Source organism: Streptomyces spectabilis (assembly GCF_008704795.1).
Taxonomy (GTDB): domain Bacteria; phylum Actinomycetota; class Actinomycetes; order Streptomycetales; family Streptomycetaceae; genus Streptomyces; species Streptomyces spectabilis.
Window position 1 is genome coordinate 3346577 of the sequence record NZ_CP023690.1, and the last position, 18260, is coordinate 3364836.

33 protein-coding genes are annotated in these 18260 nt (G+C 69.3%); 30 read left to right on the forward strand and 3 right to left on the reverse strand.

Going from position 1 to position 18260, the window contains the following annotated elements; genetic code table 11:
- Nucleotides 1-400 precede the first annotated feature (400 nt).
- The 3 genes from CP982_RS14390 to CP982_RS14400 all read right to left on the reverse strand — a co-directional run bounded on the left by CP982_RS14390 (nucleotide 401) and on the right by CP982_RS14400 (nucleotide 3027).
- Nucleotides 401-1984 (reverse strand): site-specific integrase, encoded by a 1584-nt coding sequence (locus CP982_RS14390; protein WP_150510899.1) that lies wholly within the window; start codon nucleotides 1982-1984, stop codon nucleotides 401-403.
- Nucleotides 1985-2035: 51 nt separating this feature from the next.
- Nucleotides 2036-2398, reverse strand: coding sequence for a hypothetical protein (locus CP982_RS14395; protein ID WP_150510900.1), 363 nt, complete (start codon nucleotides 2396-2398; stop codon nucleotides 2036-2038).
- Between the two features lie 194 nt (nucleotides 2399-2592).
- On the reverse strand, nucleotides 2593-3027 hold the full coding sequence (locus tag CP982_RS14400; protein ID WP_150510901.1) for a helix-turn-helix domain-containing protein: 435 nt from the start codon (nucleotides 3025-3027) through the stop codon (nucleotides 2593-2595).
- Nucleotides 3028-3177: 150 nt separating this feature from the next.
- Here CP982_RS14400 and CP982_RS41685 point away from each other — a divergent pair, with 150 nt between their 5' ends.
- The 30 genes from CP982_RS41685 (at nucleotide 3178) to CP982_RS14515 (ending at nucleotide 18260) form a co-directional block, all read left to right on the forward strand.
- Entirely contained in the window at nucleotides 3178-3420 is a 243-nt protein-coding gene (locus CP982_RS41685; protein ID WP_170316416.1) for a helix-turn-helix domain-containing protein, read from the forward strand.
- The gene (locus CP982_RS14410; RefSeq protein WP_150510903.1) at nucleotides 3417-3731 is read left to right on the forward strand and encodes a helix-turn-helix domain-containing protein; all 315 of its coding nucleotides are present in this window, start codon (nucleotides 3417-3419) and stop codon (nucleotides 3729-3731) included. Before CP982_RS41685 ends, CP982_RS14410 begins: the two co-directional genes overlap by 4 nt.
- Nucleotides 3732-3748: 17 nt before the next feature.
- On the forward strand, nucleotides 3749-4006 hold the full coding sequence (locus tag CP982_RS14415; RefSeq protein ID WP_150510904.1) for a hypothetical protein: 258 nt from the start codon (nucleotides 3749-3751) through the stop codon (nucleotides 4004-4006).
- Nucleotides 4003-4452: a DUF6907 domain-containing protein gene (locus CP982_RS14420; protein ID WP_150510905.1), complete on the forward strand. Its 450-nt coding sequence runs from the start codon at nucleotides 4003-4005 to the stop codon at nucleotides 4450-4452. Before CP982_RS14415 ends, CP982_RS14420 begins: the two co-directional genes overlap by 4 nt.
- The gene (locus tag CP982_RS14425) at nucleotides 4449-4916 is read left to right on the forward strand and encodes a hypothetical protein (RefSeq protein WP_150510906.1); all 468 of its coding nucleotides are present in this window, start codon (nucleotides 4449-4451) and stop codon (nucleotides 4914-4916) included. Before CP982_RS14420 ends, CP982_RS14425 begins: the two co-directional genes overlap by 4 nt.
- A complete protein-coding gene (locus CP982_RS41690) occupies nucleotides 4913-5080 on the forward strand; it encodes a hypothetical protein (RefSeq protein WP_170316417.1) in 168 nt (55 codons plus the stop codon). Before CP982_RS14425 ends, CP982_RS41690 begins: the two co-directional genes overlap by 4 nt.
- Nucleotides 5077-5271: a hypothetical protein gene (locus tag CP982_RS14430; protein WP_150510907.1), complete on the forward strand. Its 195-nt coding sequence runs from the start codon at nucleotides 5077-5079 to the stop codon at nucleotides 5269-5271. The genes CP982_RS41690 and CP982_RS14430 overlap by 4 nt, the downstream gene beginning before the upstream one ends.
- Nucleotides 5268-5990 carry a hypothetical protein gene (locus CP982_RS14435; protein ID WP_150510908.1) on the forward strand — a complete coding sequence of 241 codons (723 nt, stop codon included), beginning with the start codon at nucleotides 5268-5270 and terminating at the stop codon, nucleotides 5988-5990. Before CP982_RS14430 ends, CP982_RS14435 begins: the two co-directional genes overlap by 4 nt.
- Nucleotides 5987-6265, forward strand: a complete 279-nt coding sequence (locus tag CP982_RS14440) for a hypothetical protein (protein WP_150510909.1) — start codon at nucleotides 5987-5989, stop codon at nucleotides 6263-6265. Before CP982_RS14435 ends, CP982_RS14440 begins: the two co-directional genes overlap by 4 nt.
- 90 nt (nucleotides 6266-6355) lie before the next feature.
- Complete coding sequence (locus CP982_RS14445; RefSeq protein WP_150510910.1) at nucleotides 6356-7216, forward strand: hypothetical protein; 861 nt, start codon at nucleotides 6356-6358, stop codon at nucleotides 7214-7216.
- Nucleotides 7213-8382, forward strand: a complete 1170-nt coding sequence (locus CP982_RS14450) for an AAA family ATPase (RefSeq protein WP_170316418.1) — start codon at nucleotides 7213-7215, stop codon at nucleotides 8380-8382. Before CP982_RS14445 ends, CP982_RS14450 begins: the two co-directional genes overlap by 4 nt.
- A 647-nt stretch (nucleotides 8383-9029) precedes the next feature.
- Nucleotides 9030-9245 carry a hypothetical protein gene (locus CP982_RS14455; RefSeq protein WP_150510912.1) on the forward strand — a complete coding sequence of 72 codons (216 nt, stop codon included), beginning with the start codon at nucleotides 9030-9032 and terminating at the stop codon, nucleotides 9243-9245.
- Nucleotides 9242-9631, forward strand: coding sequence for a hypothetical protein (locus tag CP982_RS14460; RefSeq protein WP_150510913.1), 390 nt, complete (start codon nucleotides 9242-9244; stop codon nucleotides 9629-9631). Before CP982_RS14455 ends, CP982_RS14460 begins: the two co-directional genes overlap by 4 nt.
- Nucleotides 9632-9731: 100 nt before the next feature.
- Nucleotides 9732-10223: a single-stranded DNA-binding protein gene (locus CP982_RS14465; protein ID WP_150510914.1), complete on the forward strand. Its 492-nt coding sequence runs from the start codon at nucleotides 9732-9734 to the stop codon at nucleotides 10221-10223.
- A 27-nt stretch (nucleotides 10224-10250) separates the two neighbouring features.
- Nucleotides 10251-10874, forward strand: coding sequence for a hypothetical protein (locus tag CP982_RS14470; protein ID WP_150510915.1), 624 nt, complete (start codon nucleotides 10251-10253; stop codon nucleotides 10872-10874).
- 41 nt (nucleotides 10875-10915) lie between these two features.
- Complete coding sequence (locus CP982_RS14475; protein WP_150510916.1) at nucleotides 10916-11158, forward strand: hypothetical protein; 243 nt, start codon at nucleotides 10916-10918, stop codon at nucleotides 11156-11158.
- A 96-nt stretch (nucleotides 11159-11254) separates the two neighbouring features.
- Nucleotides 11255-11416, forward strand: a complete 162-nt coding sequence (locus CP982_RS41695; RefSeq protein WP_170316419.1) for a hypothetical protein — start codon at nucleotides 11255-11257, stop codon at nucleotides 11414-11416.
- 20 nt (nucleotides 11417-11436) lie between these two features.
- Nucleotides 11437-11613, forward strand: coding sequence for a hypothetical protein (locus tag CP982_RS41700; protein WP_170316420.1), 177 nt, complete (start codon nucleotides 11437-11439; stop codon nucleotides 11611-11613).
- Entirely contained in the window at nucleotides 11610-12338 is a 729-nt protein-coding gene (locus CP982_RS14480; RefSeq protein WP_150510917.1) for a DUF6907 domain-containing protein, read from the forward strand. Before CP982_RS41700 ends, CP982_RS14480 begins: the two co-directional genes overlap by 4 nt.
- Nucleotides 12338-12583, forward strand: coding sequence for a hypothetical protein (locus CP982_RS14485; protein WP_150510918.1), 246 nt, complete (start codon nucleotides 12338-12340; stop codon nucleotides 12581-12583). Before CP982_RS14480 ends, CP982_RS14485 begins: the two co-directional genes overlap by 1 nt.
- The gene (locus tag CP982_RS14490; RefSeq protein ID WP_150510919.1) at nucleotides 12580-13689 is read left to right on the forward strand and encodes a hypothetical protein; all 1110 of its coding nucleotides are present in this window, start codon (nucleotides 12580-12582) and stop codon (nucleotides 13687-13689) included. The genes CP982_RS14485 and CP982_RS14490 overlap by 4 nt, the downstream gene beginning before the upstream one ends.
- Nucleotides 13686-13862: a hypothetical protein gene (locus CP982_RS41705; RefSeq protein ID WP_170316421.1), complete on the forward strand. Its 177-nt coding sequence runs from the start codon at nucleotides 13686-13688 to the stop codon at nucleotides 13860-13862. The genes CP982_RS14490 and CP982_RS41705 overlap by 4 nt, the downstream gene beginning before the upstream one ends.
- Nucleotides 13859-14188 carry a hypothetical protein gene (locus CP982_RS14495; RefSeq protein ID WP_150510920.1) on the forward strand — a complete coding sequence of 110 codons (330 nt, stop codon included), beginning with the start codon at nucleotides 13859-13861 and terminating at the stop codon, nucleotides 14186-14188. Before CP982_RS41705 ends, CP982_RS14495 begins: the two co-directional genes overlap by 4 nt.
- 1 nt (nucleotide 14189) lies before the next feature.
- The gene (locus CP982_RS14500) at nucleotides 14190-14408 is read left to right on the forward strand and encodes a hypothetical protein (protein WP_150510921.1); all 219 of its coding nucleotides are present in this window, start codon (nucleotides 14190-14192) and stop codon (nucleotides 14406-14408) included.
- Between the two features lie 66 nt (nucleotides 14409-14474).
- The gene (locus CP982_RS41710) at nucleotides 14475-14642 is read left to right on the forward strand and encodes a hypothetical protein (protein ID WP_170316422.1); all 168 of its coding nucleotides are present in this window, start codon (nucleotides 14475-14477) and stop codon (nucleotides 14640-14642) included.
- Nucleotides 14635-14799: a hypothetical protein gene (locus tag CP982_RS41715; protein ID WP_170316423.1), complete on the forward strand. Its 165-nt coding sequence runs from the start codon at nucleotides 14635-14637 to the stop codon at nucleotides 14797-14799. The genes CP982_RS41710 and CP982_RS41715 overlap by 8 nt, the downstream gene beginning before the upstream one ends.
- 87 nt (nucleotides 14800-14886) lie before the next feature.
- Nucleotides 14887-17013, forward strand: a complete 2127-nt coding sequence (locus CP982_RS14505) for a zonular occludens toxin domain-containing protein (protein WP_150510922.1) — start codon at nucleotides 14887-14889, stop codon at nucleotides 17011-17013.
- A 202-nt stretch (nucleotides 17014-17215) separates the two neighbouring features.
- Nucleotides 17216-17719: a hypothetical protein gene (locus CP982_RS14510; protein ID WP_150510923.1), complete on the forward strand. Its 504-nt coding sequence runs from the start codon at nucleotides 17216-17218 to the stop codon at nucleotides 17717-17719.
- Between the two features lie 30 nt (nucleotides 17720-17749).
- Complete coding sequence (locus tag CP982_RS41720) at nucleotides 17750-17926, forward strand: hypothetical protein (RefSeq protein WP_170316424.1); 177 nt, start codon at nucleotides 17750-17752, stop codon at nucleotides 17924-17926.
- A gap of 64 nt (nucleotides 17927-17990) precedes the next feature.
- Nucleotides 17991-18260: a hypothetical protein gene (locus CP982_RS14515; RefSeq protein ID WP_150510924.1), complete on the forward strand. Its 270-nt coding sequence runs from the start codon at nucleotides 17991-17993 to the stop codon at nucleotides 18258-18260.

An 18260-nucleotide genomic window follows, 5' to 3' on the forward strand; every position in this document is an offset into this window, starting at 1 on the left:
GCTGAAGGCCCGCCGTGGCCACAAGGGCGCGCGGTTGCCTCACCGAGTGGAGGCAACCGCCTCACACAGAACATCCCTCTGATCAGCGTTTGCGCAGGTCAGAACGATTTTGCGCGCAGAGCGCGCAGTGGGGCGGGTGGGACTCGAACCCACGGCCGACGGATTATGAGTCTCCGAGTGCCTTGATACGTCTAGTGCCGGGCGATGCCTCCCCGTGTCGGGCAACTCCGATAAGTGCTGGTCATCGCAAGGGTGGGTACCAGCGCCCACCCCTTGCCATGCCGTCCTATGCCGCTTCATATCGCCCCGTTCCGGGGCGTTCGGTTGAGCACCGGCTGAGCAAGAAGGGCTCCCGACCCGCAGGTCAGGAGCCCTTTCAACACCACGTCCAGGATACCGCTCACGTCTCCGCAGGGGCAGCCTCCGCTTGCGCCCGCCGGGCTCGGGGCACCAGCGCCGCCGCCTTCTCGGCGATCTCCAGGTCGACCTCCTTCAGCAAGGAGGTGTACGTGTCGGACGCGAGCTTGATGGTGGAGTGCCGCAGCGTCTCCTTGATCGCGTGAAGGTCCCCTCCGCCGGCATGGATGAGCGTCGCCGCGCAGTGCCGGAGATCCCGGAGATTGATCGGAGGCAGGTCCGCCCGCTCGGAGATACGCCGGAACTCATCCGACACCTTCTCCGGATGCAGCCACGCCCCGTCGACGTCAACGAACTCCTTTCCCGTCTCCGCCCAGTCCGGCGTGTCCTTGCCCTCAGACCGCTCCCTCGCCGCCTTCTCATTCCACGCCGCCCTCTCCGCCGCCTTGCGGACGCGGTGCTCACGGATCACGGCCACGTTCAGCGAGTCGAGCCCGATCGTCCCGGCCGAGCCATCCGTCTTCGGCTCGTCCTCGAACGGCACCCACCCGTCGACCACGATCTCCTTGGCGATCGTGATCTCTTGCCCGTCGAGGTCGACGTTCGCCTCGTCCTGCCCGACCCCCTCGCCACGGCGCAGCCCCCGGAAGGCGATCAGGTGGAAGAGCGCATACAGGCGCGACGACTCCGCCTCATCGAGGAACGCGCCGATCTGGGCAGGCGTCCACACCATGACCGGCGACGGCTTCTCGCCCGTCCTGCGCCAGTGCTCAACGTGCCGGTCGGTCCACAGCACTGCCTTCGGGCGCTTGCCCGAAGCGAGCTCGACGTGGGAGGCCGGGTTGAAGGTGATGAGCTGCCGCTTGATCGCCGCGTTCAGCGCGGTGCGGAGCGTCGATCGGATCCGCTGCTTCGTCGCCGGTCCCGTGATCTCCCGGTATGGGGGCATCGCCGCCAGCTTCTCCCGCTCCACCGCCAGGCGCGCCGACTCCGCGGCCGGCGGGCGGGAGTTCTTCCCCCACTTACAGCGGGCCTCCTGCTCACGCCGGGCCTGGTTCTCCGCCGCGACGACCTCGTTGCGTTCGTCGATCGCGTCGAAGAACTCCTGCGCGTGGCCAACGTTGAAGCGGTCGAGACGGTAGTGCCCGACACCAGGCTTGAGGTGCACACGAATGTGGGAACGGTAGCCGTTCGTGGTGGTCGTCTTCGTCTTCTTCGACGCCACCCACGTCTCCAGCCACTCCCCCACGGTCGTCTTGCCGTCGAGGGGTACGCCGACGCCGAGCTTGCGGGACACCGCGGCGGGCTCGGGTATGTCACCGCGGGTGGTCTGCAGTTCGGCGAGGAGGTCGCCGACGCGGCGCTGCCCGTCCTCGTCGTCGCCGGGCAGGTCGAGGATCGCGCGGATGCGGTCGAGATCCTTCTGCGCGTCCTTGAGTTCGGCGTAGCCGGTGCGTTGGAACCGTCTGCGGTTCCCGTCGGCGTCCGGCGGGAGTTCCTGGGACACCCGGGGCCGTCCATGGGACCGCTTGGTCAGCTGCGGGCAGGCCACGCCGAGCCGTTTACCGTCCGGGCCGCGGCATTCACACCGCTTACTGATACCGCCAGCACGGCGCGTACCGGGCATGTTCTTAGCCTCCCCAGTAATGAAGTGCTGCGACTGCCTCGAATCGGCCCTCTACCCTGCCTTCTCGGGTTCAGCAGAACTATCGTCCGGGCCTGGCACCACACGTAGCCGGTTACGAGGGTTGGAGTGGTGCGCGTGAAGTGTGGGGTACTTCTGGATCCCCTCCAGGAACCCCATCATCCTCTCCTCGGCCATGCGCTCCTCTCGGATTTCTCGCAGCGCCTTCTTCTCCCGTTCGAACCGCTCACTGAGTTCGGCGATACCTTCGATCAACACCTCTTCGCGCTTCATGAGACGTGCGATCCGGTGCGCGTGCACCACGTGCATCCACTCGTCAGCCTGCTTCGCTTTGATATGCGGAAGAGCCGTATCGCCGTAGCTCAGCAGTCCGCACCCCACGATGAAGAGCGCCACCCCTGTAGACACAGCACTCCAGAACGCGTGGGTGCTTCCGGTCGACAAGGCCAGGACAGCGCACGCTACAGCGAAAACACCGGCGAGGAAGCAACGAACCGAAATGATGGCAAGGTCTGCAGGAAGCTGCGCCCAACTCCTACCTGTTGGAGGGAAGAGCCCCCAGGACGCGCGGCCTCTATGACGTCCTATGCTCACGCGACCTCGCCTTCGTCGGCACGTCCCCCTGAAGCAATGTTCTGATCGGTCAGAAGCGCTCGCACCATCGTCTCGAACAGCTCAACCTTCGCAGGGTCCTTGATCCCCAAGTCGGCGGCTGCCTCCCGCGGCGACACCGCGCGAGGGGGTTGCTCTTCCGCCGCGAAAGCGTCGCGCGAGATCAAGCCGGACAGCACTAGCAGCTCAGGCAGCGGCACTCTCACAGCCCTCGCGAGAGGCTCCAGATATGCCGGATCCGGCACGGCCTTGCCTGCCAGCATGCGCCCCACCGATGACGGGGACATGCCGGTGTCGCGGGCGAGGGCGGTCTTACCTCCCCCGCGAGGCGAATCGATGTCGTAGCCAGCTCGGCGAGCGGCTTCGCGGACATATGCAGCGAACTGCTCCGTCCGTTCGTCATGGTCAGGCATGCCTTACATGCTAGCGCGCAAGTAAGTATCCGCCTACCCCGGCAGCAAGCCCCCCGTTGCTGCCGCAACAGCCAGATACTTGCAGTAGAGGCAGTATGGGGCGTATGTTTCCTGCATCGGCAGGCACTACCTGCCGAGCAAGGAGAGTTCATGTCCAGCTACCAGCTACGAAGCGACTCGCTCCTCAAAGCCGCTTCAGCGCGCGGCGACCGGAGCTGCTACGCCATTTCGAAGCGGACAGGTATCGCGGAGTCCACGCTCTCGCGGTTGCGCCGCGGTGTGGCGAGGCCAGCGACCGAAACGCTGCTTATCCTCGCCGCCGCCTACGGGCTCAGCATCGACGACCTCATCGACCAGGGTGCCGACGACCAGAGCGAGGAGGGCGCGGCATGACCCGGGCCCTAACGGTCGACGAAGTCCTCGCCCTCCCCGCCATGCCCAACGCCTGGCCGGACGGCGCAGGCGCCTGCGGCGGCATCTCCCGCACCACCTGGTACTCGCTGATCTCCAGCAACCAAACCCCCGTCCCGGTGATCCGCGTCGGCCGCTGCCTCAAGGTCCGCAGAAGCGACCTCCTGAACTTCCTCGGAATCAAGGAGTCCGCCGCCGAGGTCGAGTCGGCAACAGGCACCGAAGAAAACGACGACGCCCCGGGAGTCGAGCCCGGGGCGCCAATCGAGCAATCCGCACCTACCGCAAAGTAAGAGAACGGAACACGCTCATGAGCACAGTATCCGAGACGGCAACGGCGCCGTCGACCCTGCCCGAGCAGAGCATCCGCATCACCCTCGCCGTCGAGATCATGATCGACCTCGACACCGGCCGCCCCATGCTCCTCGCCAGCACCGACGCCAACGAAGGCGACATCCACGAAGTCACCCCCGACGAGTTCCTCGCCCTCGCCCACCAGGCCCGCGCCGAGATCGACCGCATGGCCCGCCTCGCCCTCACCCACGCCCGACAGGCGGTGCGGTCATGACCGTCATGGACAACACCAGGCCTCGCACCTGGGAATTCACCGACGTCGACACCGGCCAGACCCGCACCATCACCTGCACGCCCTGGTGCAACATCAGCCACGCCTCGGACATCGCGCACCCCTGCCTGCCGTCAGAGATCTCCTGCATCTCCTACGACCGGGCCAACACCGCCGCACTGCCTGTCGCCTGCGGACACGACGCAGAAGACGTCTACGTGATGAGCGCCCTCATCGAGGTCGACCACTTCGACCCCGACCCGGCCCGCCGCGCCCCGCACGCCATCGTCGAGATCGTCCAGGACCACTTCACCGGCGCCCTCGACCCCGACGGACTCCAGGCCCTCATCGGCCTGTTCGAGCAGCGAGTCGCCGCCCTCCGCATCCGGCACGCCGAACTCGTCACCGCCCGCGCCGAGCACCAGCCGCAGAAGGAGGCGCAGGCGTGAGCGACAACACCCAGATTCCCGAGCGCGTCATGAGCGTGACCAACTTCCTCAACGAGGACAGTCCGCTCACCGCAGCACAGCGCACGCTCACCCTCGACACCGGGCTCGCCGCGCACCGCACTACCCCGATCGAGACCGCACTGCGGGACATCGACTGCGAGTCGGAACACGCCGATCTGCCGTGGCTCTCCGCCGAGATCGTCGTGCTCGACGACAAGCCGCAGGCATACGGACGCACGACCAACGTGTGGCTGGCCTACGGCGCCGCCGTGACAGAGATGCTCCCGGTGCAGGGCCGCGAGGCGCTGGCGGCCATGAGGGAGTTCGCCGACCGGTACGAGGCCTTGCTCGACCTCGCCGACGAGATCGCCAAGGGCGACTTCGAGGGAGACCCCGAGATCACCCGCCTCGACCAGGAAGCCATGGACCGGCACATCCGGGCCGTCAACGAGGGCCGCGCATGAGCGCCCCGTCGGCTCGCCCGGTCCGCTTCGAGGACCCCGCGCGCAACACCGCGTACTGGCAGCGCAGCACGCGCATCGTCGACGCCGCCCCGCCCCTCACCGACGCACAGCGCGCGATCATCCGCACCGCGTTCCACCAGCCCACCGAACGGAGGGCGGCGTGAACGACGACAAACCCCGCCCCGACTGCACCCACTGGATCGGCACGGAGCACCGCCACTGCCGCGAGGGTGACGGCGTCCGCCAGTACCTCACCGGCCCGCGCTGCCCCGCCCACACCCCCGCCGCCCTCGCCTCACGCCCCGAACCTCAGCCCGGCCCCGGCTGGCCCATCCACCGCCAGGAGGCGACGTGACTGCCACGTTCCGCAAGCTCGCCGAGCAGGTCGTCGCTCGCCACGACGATCACCTTCTCGACTACGGGCCCGACAAGCAGGCCGACCGCGTCGTCGCCGCCCTGCAACGGCTCAACCGAATCGTCGACCTGACACCCGCCATCGGCACCGACATCGACCTCGCCGGCTTCGGCAAGGTTCCCGCGCAGTACGCCTCCGGCAACGACTCCTACTTCCTGCTCTCCGACGCCAGCGAACAGCTCGGCTGGTTCCACCCCCGCGCCTGCAAGTGGGCCGAGAAGCGGTTCGCCTGGGCCGTACAGGAGCAGCGCCGCATCGACGAGGAACGCGGAGACGGCCGCCTCGGCTGGGAATGCCTGACGGGCCACGTCGACCTCGAGCTGCACCTGTGCGTCGACGACCCGCAGGCCAAGCCCGACGCGGGCGGCCGCCGCTGGTCCGACTCCGGGGACTGGCTGATCTCCACCGACCGCATCCCGGACCTGCTCGCCTCCAGCCCCTGGGGCAAGGAGTTCATGGACAACTCCATGGACGCGTTCCGGCACGCCGCCCGCGAGATCTTCGGCGACAAGCTGAAGCAGTCCCCGGTCATCGGCCCCGACGGACAGCCCACCGGCAGCAACGCCTACGACCTGTTCGAACCGCAACTCCCGAAGGACGAAGCGCTCCGCCGGGCCCGCCGCGGCCCCGCCCTCGACGACGAGGAAGGCCTATCGTGACCGATCGCCGCCCCGGCCAGTGGCCGGTCGAGCAGCCCGCCAACCTCGACAAGATCGAGAAGGGGTACTCGCTGACGAGTACCCCCGGTGAGGACGAGCTGTACATGCAGCGCGCTGCCGAAAGGGCCCTGCACGAGATGGTCATGGACTCCATCCGCCACGACCTCCAGCAGCAGCCCAGCACGCTGTCCGTCCTCAGCGCGGCCCGCCACTGGTGCGAACGCATCACCGCCACCGCCGACGAGATCGCCCGCACCAAGCGCCGCACCGCATGAGCCGCGGGCCGGGCAACGCCATCCCCCCCGCCGCGCCCGGCCCGCACCCCCACGAACCACCTACTCCAGCTCGCAGAAGAGAGCACGTTCGTGAACGACACCATCGCCTACAACAGACTCGCGGACCTCCTGCGCGACATGGGCGAACCCACGCGGTACCAGGGCGGCGCTCTTCGCACCCGAGGTCTCTGCCACGACGGCGACGCCCCGGGCACCGTCGCCATCCGGCCCGGCAACAACGGCAGCGTCGTGATCCACTGCCACAAGTGCGGCGGCAACGCGGGCTTCCTGGCCGCCATCGGCTGGAGCGAGACCGACCTGTTCGACACGCCCCTCGAGCGGCAGCGCGACCGGCCCGCCGACGACACGTGGATCCCCTGCCGAGACCGCGACCATAAGAGGGTCGCCCAGTACGTGTACCGCGACGAGAACAGCGCCGTCGTCCACGGCGTCACCCGCTGCGACCACAAATGCTTCGCCCAGTGGCGGCCGTCGCACGAGACGAAGACCGGCCGACGCTGGAGCCTCAACGACAAGGAGGGCAACCGGCTCGTCCGCACCGTGCCCTACCGGCTCCCCGAACTCCTCAAGGCGAAGGAGGCCGACCGGGTCATCTGGATCGCCGAGGGCGAGAAGGACGTCCACGCCCTCGGCGACCACGGCCTGCCCGCCACCTGTAACGCGGGCGGCTCGGGCAAGTGGACGGCCGAGCACGCCCGGCACCTCGAAGGCGCCGACGTCACCATCGTCGCCGACCGCGACGCCAAGGGGCGCGAGCACGCCACCGTCGTCGTCGAAACGCTGCGCGGCCTGGCCCGTTCCGTGTACGTCGTCCAGGCCCGCACCGGCAAGGACGCCGCCGACCACTTCGCCGCCGGACACAAGGACGCCCAGTTCGTACAGGTGTGGGCGCCCGTCCCCCACCCCAGCGACCCGGCGGTGGCTGCGTGAACGACACCCCGAGCTGGCAGCCCAACGTCGACTCTGACAAGGAGGACGAGGCGCCTCGGCGCCTCGTCCTTACCCCAGCGTCGACCATCCGGATCCGTCCGGTCCGCTGGCTGTGGGACACCACCCCCGAAGGGGCTCCGCCCACCTCGCACGGCCGCATCCCGCTCAACTCCCTGGCCATCGCTGCAGGCGGACCAGGCTTGGGCAAGTCGCAGTTCTCTGTCTGGCTCACGGCCCGAATTACCACCGGCACCCTGCCTGGCGAGTTGTGGGGGAAACCCCGTGGCGTCATCTACGCGGCCACCGAGGACTCGTGGACATACACGATCGCCCCGCGCCTCATCGCGGCCGGGGCCGACATGGACCTGGTATTCCGTGTCGACGTCCGCGACGACGAGGAGCTACACGCCCGGCTCACCCTGCCCAAGGACATCTCCCTCATGGGCAAAGCCGCAGAGGCGTACAGCGTCGGTCTGCTCGTCGCCGACCCACTGCTCTCGATGATCGACGCCAGCATCAACGACTACCGGGCTGCCGAAGTCCGCGCCGCCCTGGAGCCGTTGGTCGCAGCCGCCGACCGGCACTGCTTCACCATCCTGGGCTTGGCCCACTTCACCAAGGCGGGCGGCTCCGACCCTCTCAGCCGCATCGCGGGATCCGGCGCGTTCGGCCAGCTCATCCGCAGCCTCATCGCGTTCGCCAAACAGGAAGGAGAGGACGGCGTGGACGAATTCGTCATGAGCCTGGAGAAGAACAACCTCGGCCGCCTCGGACTGCCCTCGCACACCTACGAGATTCAGTCCGTGACCGTCGACACCGACGAGGGCCCGACCTACGTCTCCCGCTTCGTACTCGGCCCCGAATCGACGACGTCGGTCCGCGACGTCATGCGAGCCGAGACGAACGGAGACACGGGCAGCCTGTCCAGCGAGGTAGCCGAGTGGCTACAGGGCTGGCTCACCGACGTCGGCGGATCCGACGAGGCGCGCGCGATCAAGAAGGCCGCGCGTAAGGAGGGCTACAGCGACTCCGCCGTCGACCGCGCCAAGAAGAAGTTGAGCATTCAGTCGAAGCAGCAGGGCTTCGGGCGCGAGCGGACCGCCCACTGGTACCTGCCCGAGGCGTGGGCGAAGGCGGGCCACGCCGACCTCCCCCGTACAGCCTGACGAACATGACGAGATTGGTGAGATTGGCTCCGACCTGCGGTTTCTTGCGCACCTGTCACTGACGAGATTGGTGAGATTGGTGACGAGATTGAGGAGCCCATTCTCACCATTCTCGTCACCCCGATCCCCAATCTCGTCACCATTCTCGTCACCGCAAAACAGCAGGTCAGATCCATTCTCACCAATCTCATCAATCAAAATTGTGTGTAAGGGAGACGGACGATCATGGGGCAACATCATCCCGGCGAATGCTCCTGTCCGGAATGCCGCACTCGGGCCCGCCTGGCAGCCCCGACCCTGTATGGCTTCATCGGCCGACGGGCCGGCGAGCCCGAAACCGCCCAGCAGGTCTTCGCCTGGTGCCCTTGGTGCGCCAACTGGCACCGGCACGGCGACCGAACTAACCAACCTGGCGACGTCCTCCACCGGTCCCCGCACTGCGCCACCGGCACTCCCGGGCCCTACGAAGAGACCGGCTACCTGATCGCCGTCACGAACATCCCCCTGAGCGAGGTGTGGGGACAGATGAGGCGGTCTTCAGACGCCCAACGGCTTGCCATCGGAGACGGGCGAGTCACACCGGCTATCGAGCGACTGCGCGCCCAGTTGCTGCCCATCCTGCGGCCCCAGCACCATGGCGGGCGAACGTGAACGTCGACGACGTCATAGCCGAGCGGATAGCCGCAGCCCGCCGCCGCATCGAAGCGGCCAAGAAGCGCCGCGCCGCCCTCAACGCCTCCCGTCAGCGCGGCCTCGCCATCCGGCACGCCGCCAAGCTCCGCAACCAGGCCGGCGCCCGCGCGGCCAACGGAACTGCGGGGGTCACTCCGACCCCCGCAAACAGCACCGAGGAGAACCAGTGACCGACATCGACCTGACGACCCGGGCCCTTGAGCCCGTCTCCCAGTTCGTCCTCACCACCTCCCACGGCGACAACGACCCGCACCGCCTGCTCGCTTTCCACCGCACCTTCGGCGCGGCCATGGAGGCATACGAGATCCGGTACCACCAAGCTCGCCACCACGAAGAGCAGCCCGAGGCCACCGCCCGCGAGGAAGCCCTGTACGCCGCGCTCGCCGCAGCCGGGCGCCCCTACGCTGCTGCCGCCCTCAGCCGAGCCGCCAGCGTTCTCGGCGACAAGTTCAACGAGACCACATTCCTGGCACTCGGCGACACCGCCGCCGCGCTCGACCTGGCCATCGTCGAAGACCTCAACGGGGCCAACGGCACGGGCGAGGACGACGCCTGACCCGCACGACACCGGCCTGCCCCGACGCAACCGGGCCCGGCCTCCCACCCAGCACCCCAGGTGCTCCAGATGGAACACCTCTCCACCGAAGGAGTCCGCCATGTCTGGCGAGACAGTGATCACGGTCGTCGGCAATCTGGTCGATGATCCCGAGCTGCGCTTCACCCCGGCCGGCGCCGCCGTCGCCAAGTTCCGTATCGCATCCACCCCGCGCCGCTTCAACAAGACGACGAACGCTTGGGAAGACGGCGACGCCCTGTTCCTCACCTGCTCGGTGTGGCGGCAGGCCGCCGAGAACGCCGCCGAGTCCCTCACCCGCGGGATGCGCGTCATCGTGCAGGGCCGCCTCAAGCAGCGCTCCTACGAGGACCGGGAAGGCGTGAAGCGCACCGTCTACGAGCTCGACGTCGACGACGTCGGCCCGTCCCTGGCCCGCGCCACCGCGAAAGTCACCAAGAACCCGGCCGGTGGCGGGCACCCGGCAGCTGACCCAAATGGGTCACCTGACCCGTGGGCGAGCGCCCGGCCCGCGAACGGCCAGCAGCAGCCGGCCGGGCAGAGTGCGGGGTACTCCGATGAGCCCCCTTTTTGATCAACGCTGCCCCGGCGAGGAGACACCGTGAACGCGTGCGGACTTTGCGAACGGCCGTCGGAGCACAGCTACCTGTGCCCCGGCTGCGCCCGCGGCCTGGCCGAGAGCCTCGACCAACTGCCGGTCCTGCACGACGAGCTGGTCGAGTGTCTGGTGCCGCGCCGGTACGGCTTCGGTGACATCGTCGCCACCAGGGGCGCGGCGGGCCCGCGGTCCCCGCTCGACGAGGACGTCCTCGACGAGATGAACAGCGGGCACATGGCGGCCGTCGTGCACCTGTGGCGGGTGGACGTACAGCGGGTGCGCTGGCCCTCGCACGGGGAGCCACCGCCCGCCGGGCTGGCCGCGGACTGCCGGTGGCTGGCGATGGAACTCAACTGGATCGCCGCCGAGTACGTGGCCGCCGGGGACCTGGCGCGCGAGGTGAGCGACCTGGAGCGCGACGCCCGCTCGATCGTCGGCGATCCGGCGCCGCGGCCGCAGCGGCTCGGCACGTGCGTGGCGGTCGACACCGGGGGCGTCGTGTGCGGGGCCGTCATCAAGCGCATGCCGGGGCAGACCCGGCTCCGGTGCCGGTGGTGCGGCTACACCTACGAGACCGCGCAGGACTGGATGCGCCTTCAGCATTTTCAGCCGGAAGAAGTAGCGTGAAATCCTTGCGTCAAACCCCCGGGTTGGATACCTTACTGGGGATGGAACCGCAACCCTGGCGGGAGCGGATACGCGACGAGGACAAGCTGTTGGAGCAGCTCAACCAACTCGCCTCCCAGGCCGCCGACCGCCGCGCTCAAGCGCTGCTCGACGGCGTGGACGAACTCGGCACGATCGCCGACGTCGCCCGCGACCTCGGCAAGAGCTGGACCGCCGTCGACAAGGCGATCAAAAAGTACGAGAGCAAGAAGGCGTCCACCACAGACGCCCCCACAACCGAATAGACGAGGGCCGGACAGCAGCTCTCAGGTGTTGGAGCACCCGAGGCGCGCGCACCGCCCGACCCTCTACCGAACATCCTGACTAGACCAGGAGTCGGCATGACCGATCATGTCGCGGGCCGTTCCGTGCCCGCAAGTTCCCTACCGTCCCGGCGTCTCGTCGCTGCGGGCATCATCCGCCGCACCCCGGGCCGCACCCTCACAGTGCGCGCCACCCCGGCGGGCGTCACCGGCATCATCCGCAAGGCGGTGACCCGGTGACCCACACGGCCATCCACCCTGTGGATAACCCAACCCCGCCCAGCACCCTCACCACCGCGGTCCACGTCGCGCAGCAGATGCTCGGCGCCTACGGCAGCAGCAGCCGCGACGGCTTCGACTACGCCGAGGCCTACGGCGCCCTCCGCGAATCCCTGCGCATCCTGCTCCGCGCCGTCGAGGCGGGTGAGAACGCATGAGGTACCCACACCTGCCTGCCTACGGGCCCACCGAAGCCCACGCCGACGAGGACGCCAGGCCCGACGTCGTCGTGCGTGTCGCCTACGCCTTGGACCGTGAGCAGCTGCTGGCGGCCCTGTCGATCGGCTTCACGGAGCTGGACCCGGACCGCGCGCCTGAGGACCTGACGGTCGACGAGGTGCGGCGGGAGGTCGAGGGCTGGCTGGCCGCGCAGGGGATCATCGAGCTTGAGCGCTATGTGATCCAGGGGCAGCTGACCGCGTACCCGCCCAAGCAGCAGGCCGTGATGGATGCGCTTGCCGCCGCCCTGGTCCGCGCGTATCCGCCGCCTCCCGCCGAGGAGCCGGACACCGGCCCCCGCTACGGCGACGGCACCGTGAACGTGCACACGCGCGACGCCGGACGCATCACGCTGCGCGAGCCCCGGTGGTGCATCGGCGAGCACCGCGGCGGCGAGTACCGCGTCGACGTCCACCATATGGGCGCCACCCAGCACACGCGGTTCCACACCCCCATGGGCCCGGCCTATGTCGCCCTGAGTGCGGCGCAGAGCCCCCTCTCATCCCAGCCGCAGCCGGAGCTCCATGCGGAGGTTTCGGGCAGCTGGTCGATGACGTGCGACACGCACGTCGCGCGGGCCGCCGACGCCCTCGAAGAGATGGCCGCTCACCTGCGCGGTCAGCAAGCCCTACTCGCTCAGCTCGAGGACGGAGGCCCTCGGTAATGCTCAAGAAGACACGAGCCCGGCGCGCCGCCGCTGTGCGCCACCGCCAGCTGCTCGACACCGCCGAGCGAGTCGTCCGCCGCCACATCCTCGAGGGGCAGTCCGGCAGCGACGCCACTCCCGCCGAGATGGTCGCTCTCGCGTTTGGCCGCCTCGCTCTGCACATCGACGAGGACGAGGCCCGCGACTACCTCAACGCTGTCCTCGTCGAGCGCGGATACCCGCTCCCCGGGGGTGCCCAGTGAGCACCCGCGAACTCACCCGCCCCCAGAAGGGCATGCTGGCGGCCGCCGCCGTCCCGATGCTCGCCGTCGGCGGCTTCGGCGCCTGGGGCACCTACACCAACGTCGTCACCGAGTTCCACCGTGCCGCGACCGCCATGGGCGTCGTCGCCGCCGGCGAGGGCCTCACCCTCGTCCTGGCGCTCACCATGCTGGCCCTGACCCTCCTCGGGCAGGCCACGCCCCGCCCTGTCCACATCGGCCTGTGGCTGGCCCCGGTCGCCGCCTCCGGTGTCGGCATCTCCATCGCCGACACCGTCACCGAGGCCGTCGTCTACGCCGCCACCCCGCTCGCCATGAGCGGCGCCGCCGAGGGCCTCGGCCTGATTGCCCGCCGCATCGTCATCTACACCACCGGCATCGACGCCGAAGCACGCCGCCGCATCGCCGACACCGTGCAGCGCTTGGCCTACGAGCAGGCCGTGGCCGAGCGGCACCCCGACGAGGACAAGCGCGAGGCCGCGCTGCGCAAGTCCTGGAAGCTCGCCCAGGACATCGGCCGCGACGACCCCGAGCTGGCCGAGGGCCTCGTCGCAGTACAGCGCGAGCGCCTGAGGCAGGGAGCCGACGGGGCCTTGGCGGGCATGCTCACCGCGGCGCCCGCCCCGAAGCAGGTCGGCCCCGCCCGGCAGGAAACAGCCGAGGAAGTCCTGCGCCGGAAGCTCGCCACGATGGGCGCCGAGGATGCGGTGCGCCTCGTGCGTGATGCGCACCCGGATGCGCCACTGGCCGAACTCGTGGAGATCTGCAACGACCACGGTGTGCACGTCACTCCCGTACAGGTCGCTGTCATCCTCGACCAGCGGCCCGAGCAGCACACCGTGTATCGACAGGATGCACCTGATGCGCCGCTGGTCAGCGGTCTGCCGCTCGTCACCGTCGAGGGCGCCGTCGTCGAAGCTGCATCCTTCCTCGGCCCGGACGCCAAGGCCCGCCAGATCTCCGAGCATCTCGCTCGCCACCGGCGCCTCGTCGTCGCCGAACCGTACATCCGCACCGCACTCTCCCGCGAAGCCAAGCGCCAGCAGGGCCAGGCCCCGGCCAAGCCGATGGAGGGCGGATACGCATGATGCGCATCATCATCGGCATCACCCTCGGCGTGCTCTACATCCTGTGGCCGCCCCTCCCCGCCGCCACCGCCGCCATCCTCGGCTGGCTCATCTCCCAGCCACTCGTGATCGCCTTCGTGCTCGGCGCCGTCGCCCGCCCGCACCTCCACATGCCGAAGGGGTGGACAAAGTGAACGAGCCCCTCGCTAAAGCCGAGGCCGCCGTGACCGAGGCGGAGAGCAACACCGCCGCCGTGCAGCTGGCGCTCGCCGCCGTCGAACTCGCCAAGGCCGCCCAGCAGCCGCAGCACCAGGGATGCCAGCACACGCCACAGCAGCAGTTCGACGCCAAGAAGTGGCTCACCATCGGCGGCCTCGCCTGCGTGGGCGGCTGCGTCGTCTGCGCCCTCGCCCTGGCGTTCGCCATCGCGGCCATCGCCGTCGCTATCGGCGGCACCTGCGCGACCGCCTGCCTGCTCATCCTCCGCTCCATCTGGCGCGGGCACCGGAAGGGGCGCTGACATGGGCATCTTCCGCCGCAAAGAGAACGCGGCCGCCGACGAGGCGCGCACCGACCGACTGCTCAACGGCGTCGATCAGGCGTACACCGCCCGCACCGGCCACGTCGGCGGCGCGGCCAGCCCCGACCTCGACGAGTTCGAGGAGACCGTCCTCCACGCCGTCGCCCGCGACCCCGAAGCCCCGTACCCGCCGCCCGGCCACGGCTACCCCCGCCGCTGACCGGCCCGCCGTGCGGTGGGGCCGGACAGCCCGGCCCGACGAATCGACCCGGAAGGGAACCCCGCTATGCCTGACCCGCAGCACGCTGTCGACGCGGCCAAGGTCACCGCGCAAGCCATCAACGACTACGGCCCCGACTCCCCAGAGGCCCTCGGCGCGATGGAGTCCGCCCTCGACGCCGTTCGCCAGGCCCGCGCCGCTGGCTACACCGACGAGGAGATCCGCCGTGGCTGAGATCAAGTACACCGCCTGGGAGCGGATGCAGATCGCCGCCATCGAGGCCCGCGGCCTCAAGGACTCCGCTGCCCTCGGCTGGGACGCCCACATCGAACGGCGCCGCGCGCTCAAGCGCATCGAGGGCAAGGCCCGCCGCCGCGCCAACCGCACGTAGCTCTGCCCCGGGGGCGGCGCACCACGACCAAGAAGTAGAGCCGCCCCCGGGCCCCGGACCGCCCAACAGAACGACCGGAAGGCCAGCATGACCGATCTTCACGCACCGGCCAACACCGAGACGCCGGACGCACCCACACCCGCCCTGACATCCGAGCCCGGCAGCTCTCCGGCCCCCGCGCCCGCCGAGGCAGGACCCCGGCGCCGTGTCCGTATCGACCACCTGCGTCGCGTGATCGTCGAGGCCCGCCAGCACACCGCCTACCGCTTCACCGTCCGCCACAGCGCCTACCTCACCGGCGGCGCCCGCGTCCTTTCCCGCCGCGCCTGGGACTCCCGCACCACCGCCCGCCACGAGCGCATGATGCGCATCGCCGAAGCAGGCGGCAACGAAGAGCTCGTACAGAAGTGGGAACAGCGCGCCTACGCGTTCAGGTTCGCCCGCCACCGGCGCCGCGTCGAACTCCTCCAGATGGCCATCAACGCGCCCAAGGCCATCGCCACCGCCTCAGCGGCCGGCGCGGGCACCCTCCTGCTGCTCGGCTGCATGCTGGCCGCCGCCACCGACGACCTCAACGACGTCCTCACGCCGCTCAACACCGTCGTCTCCTTCGTGGGCTGGGTGGCGTTCATCGGCGGCATCGTCTGGGAGCCCATGCTCTACTCCCTGCCGCTCCTGGCCCTGGCCGGGGTGTGGGCCGTCGGCCGCAACCGGAAGACCGCGCCCTCATGGGCGCTGCCCGCGGACACCGGCGAGCTGGACGTGCTGCCCGACGAGAACGCCATCATGCGGGCCCTGGGCAAGCTGTCGATTCCCCAGCTCAACGCGGCTATCAAGGAAGGGTGGACGCCGCGCTGGGTGCAGCCCACGACCCGCCTCGGCAACGGCTACCACACCCAGCTGCAGCTGCCGATGGGCGTCACCGTCGAGATGGTCAACGCCAAGAAGAACGTCCTCGCACACAACCTGATGCGCAAGCCCGTCGAGACCTGGCCCACCGAGCCGCCCAACATGCCCGGCGTCCTCGACCTGTGGGTCGCCGACCAAGGCTCCCTCAACGGCGTGGTGCCGCCGTGGCCACTGCTGACCGAAGGCGTCACCGACTACTTCAAGGGCGTCCCGGTCGCCGTGTCCCAGCGGGGCGAACCCATCATCGGCAAGCTCATGGCCGCCAACTGGATCGTCGGCGGCATCATGGGCTCCGGCAAGACGTCCATCGTGGTCGCGCTGCTCCTCGGTGCCATCCTCGACCCGCTGGTCATCGCCGAGGTCTACGTGATGGCCACCAACGTCGACTACGACCCGCTCAAGCCCCGCCTGCGTACCCTCGTCAAGGGCGACGACCCCGAGCAGCTGCGCGCCGCTCTCGACGCCCTGCGGGCCCTGTCCAACGAGGTCACCGAGCGCGGCAAGCTTCTGGAGGACCTCGGCGGCGAGTCGACCAAGCTCACCCGCGAACTGGCCCTGAAGGACCCGCGGATGCGGCCCAAGGTCGTCGTCTTCGACGAGTGCCACGAGCTGTTCATGAGCAAGGACTACGGCAAAGAGGCCAGTGAACTGGCCATCCGCGTCATGAAGAAGGCCCGCAAGGTCGGCATCACTCTCATCTGGGTCACCGTCTCCCCGACTGCCGACAGCATCCCGCGTGACGTCACCCGCAACACCAGCCATCGCGTGGCGTTCGCGGTCGGCGACCAGGTCGCCAACGACGGCCTCCTCGGCTCCGGCAAGTACAAGGCCGGGATCCGCGCCACCGAGCTCGTCCCCGGCCAGGACGTAGGCACCGCCGTCACCTACGGCTTCACGTCAAAGCCGTTCGAGATCATCCGGTCCCACTACGTCGCCCGCGATCCGGAGAAGGGCATCGATGAGGTGACGCCGGTCGTCGAGCGCGCCCTCAAGGCCTACGAGAACGACGACGGCGTGTGGGAGGTCCCCGGCACACAGCCCGTCGACCACCTCGCCGACGTCGCCGCCGTCCTCGGCGACGAACTCCGCATGCTCGTCCAGGAGGTCCTGCACCGGCTCGCCGAGCGCACCCCGGGCGCCTACCGAGACTGGGGGCCGACCGATCTCAAGAAGGCCCTGGAACCCTACGGCGCCGAGCAGTACAAGTCCGCCGGACGCATGGTCATCTCCCGCGACCGCGTCCACGAAGCCATCCTCACCCGGCTCGCTGAGGACACCGGCGACGAGGGAGGCGACGAAATCTGAGGGAGTTCTCCCCACCCGCCTCCCTCACCCGCCTCCCTGTACATGACCTGCGCAAATGGCCAGTCAGGGAGGCGAGGGAGGCAAGGGAAGACCAGGCCCGGAGGCCGCGAGCATGAGGCCCGGGCTCCCCTCCGGCGCCTCCCTCCCTACGACACGGCAGGATGCACCCACCGCGAACACGCCGCCGCCCAGAGGGGGACCCATGTGGCCGACCTTGATCGCCGTGCTTGGCACGCTCGCTGGTGCCGCCTTGGCCAGCCTCACCGCGCACTGGACAGACCGCAGCGCCCGCGCAGCCGAACACCGCCAGCGGGTCCTCGACGCCACCGGGCAGCTCCTCGCCGCTGTGCTGGCGTACCGGGAGGTCTACTGGTTTCAGATCGCCAACCTGCGCAATGGCGTGCCTCGGACCAGCGAAGACGTGGCAGCCCTGTTCCGCGCCCGCACAGTCACGACGAACGCCTTCGACCGCCTCGCGCTCACTGCTGCCGATTCAGCCCTGCTCGCCGTCGCCGCAGAGGCCGCATGGTCGGCCATCGAGCTGGCCGACATCGAACTCAGCGCGGTCACCGGTGGACAGTTCAGCACCACCGTCGAGGCCGCACTCGCCGCCGGACGGGAGCGGAGCCGGGACGCCCACACAGCCCTGCGCGAGGCAGGCGTCCGGTACATCCACGGCGCAGCACCCATCCACGGCGACGGCTAGCCCACCACCCGACGACCCTGAGGAGCCATCGTGAGCAACGACCCCATCGACCACGCACACACCCACGCCGCCTCATGCCCGATGATCCTCTGGCCCGAAGGCGGCACCTGCAACTGCGGGCAGATCGAACAGGAGGGCATCGCCGACGCCTCCGCCGACTACCGCCACGACCCGCTCGACACGACAGCCTTCGACACCATCGACTAGGCCCCTCCCAGTGAGCATCCGCATACAGCCACGAGACCACCGGCCGCCACGAGAGGATGACCCCATGCCCGAGGAACGCACCGCCGTCCTGCTGGTCGACAGCTACACCACGACGTGCAGCAAGTGCCGCAACGGCGCCTTCACCAAGGACATCCGCCACGACCGAATCGCGACCGGATGGGGGACCCCCGACCCGCGCGACAAGCCGTGCGGCGCCCGCTTCGTCGCCATCTCCACCAAACGCCAGGAATACACGCAAGACGACCTGCACCAGCTGCGCCCTGACCTCCCTGCCTACGAGGCTGGCAAGGCGCCACGAGACCTCACCACCTGA

What these genes read in the sequence shown, in the direction of transcription:
- CP982_RS41690 (WP_170316417.1), top strand. Translation starts at nt 4,913, where the DNA reads ATGAGCGCCCCGTCGGCTCGCCCGGTCCGCTTCGAGGACCCCGCGCGC.
- CP982_RS14465 (WP_150510914.1), top strand. Translation starts at nt 9,732, where the DNA reads ATGTCTGGCGAGACAGTGATCACGGTCGTCGGCAATCTGGTCGATGAT.
- CP982_RS41705 (WP_170316421.1), top strand. Translation starts at nt 13,686, where the DNA reads ATGATGCGCATCATCATCGGCATCACCCTCGGCGTGCTCTACATCCTG.
- CP982_RS14390 (WP_150510899.1), bottom strand. Translation starts at nt 1,984, where the DNA reads ATGCCCGGTACGCGCCGTGCTGGCGGTATCAGTAAGCGGTGTGAATGC.
- CP982_RS14505 (WP_150510922.1), top strand. Translation starts at nt 14,887, where the DNA reads ATGACCGATCTTCACGCACCGGCCAACACCGAGACGCCGGACGCACCC.
- CP982_RS14500 (WP_150510921.1), top strand. Translation starts at nt 14,190, where the DNA reads ATGGGCATCTTCCGCCGCAAAGAGAACGCGGCCGCCGACGAGGCGCGC.
- CP982_RS14410 (WP_150510903.1), top strand. Translation starts at nt 3,417, where the DNA reads ATGACCCGGGCCCTAACGGTCGACGAAGTCCTCGCCCTCCCCGCCATG.
- CP982_RS14480 (WP_150510917.1), top strand. Translation starts at nt 11,610, where the DNA reads ATGAGGTACCCACACCTGCCTGCCTACGGGCCCACCGAAGCCCACGCC.
- CP982_RS14510 (WP_150510923.1), top strand. Translation starts at nt 17,216, where the DNA reads ATGTGGCCGACCTTGATCGCCGTGCTTGGCACGCTCGCTGGTGCCGCC.
- CP982_RS14515 (WP_150510924.1), top strand. Translation starts at nt 17,991, where the DNA reads ATGCCCGAGGAACGCACCGCCGTCCTGCTGGTCGACAGCTACACCACG.
- CP982_RS14400 (WP_150510901.1), bottom strand. Translation starts at nt 3,027, where the DNA reads ATGCCTGACCATGACGAACGGACGGAGCAGTTCGCTGCATATGTCCGC.
- CP982_RS41695 (WP_170316419.1), top strand. Translation starts at nt 11,255, where the DNA reads ATGACCGATCATGTCGCGGGCCGTTCCGTGCCCGCAAGTTCCCTACCG.
- CP982_RS41685 (WP_170316416.1), top strand. Translation starts at nt 3,178, where the DNA reads ATGTCCAGCTACCAGCTACGAAGCGACTCGCTCCTCAAAGCCGCTTCA.
- CP982_RS14420 (WP_150510905.1), top strand. Translation starts at nt 4,003, where the DNA reads ATGACCGTCATGGACAACACCAGGCCTCGCACCTGGGAATTCACCGAC.
- CP982_RS14475 (WP_150510916.1), top strand. Translation starts at nt 10,916, where the DNA reads ATGGAACCGCAACCCTGGCGGGAGCGGATACGCGACGAGGACAAGCTG.
- CP982_RS41710 (WP_170316422.1), top strand. Translation starts at nt 14,475, where the DNA reads ATGCCTGACCCGCAGCACGCTGTCGACGCGGCCAAGGTCACCGCGCAA.
- CP982_RS14485 (WP_150510918.1), top strand. Translation starts at nt 12,338, where the DNA reads ATGCTCAAGAAGACACGAGCCCGGCGCGCCGCCGCTGTGCGCCACCGC.
- CP982_RS14415 (WP_150510904.1), top strand. Translation starts at nt 3,749, where the DNA reads ATGAGCACAGTATCCGAGACGGCAACGGCGCCGTCGACCCTGCCCGAG.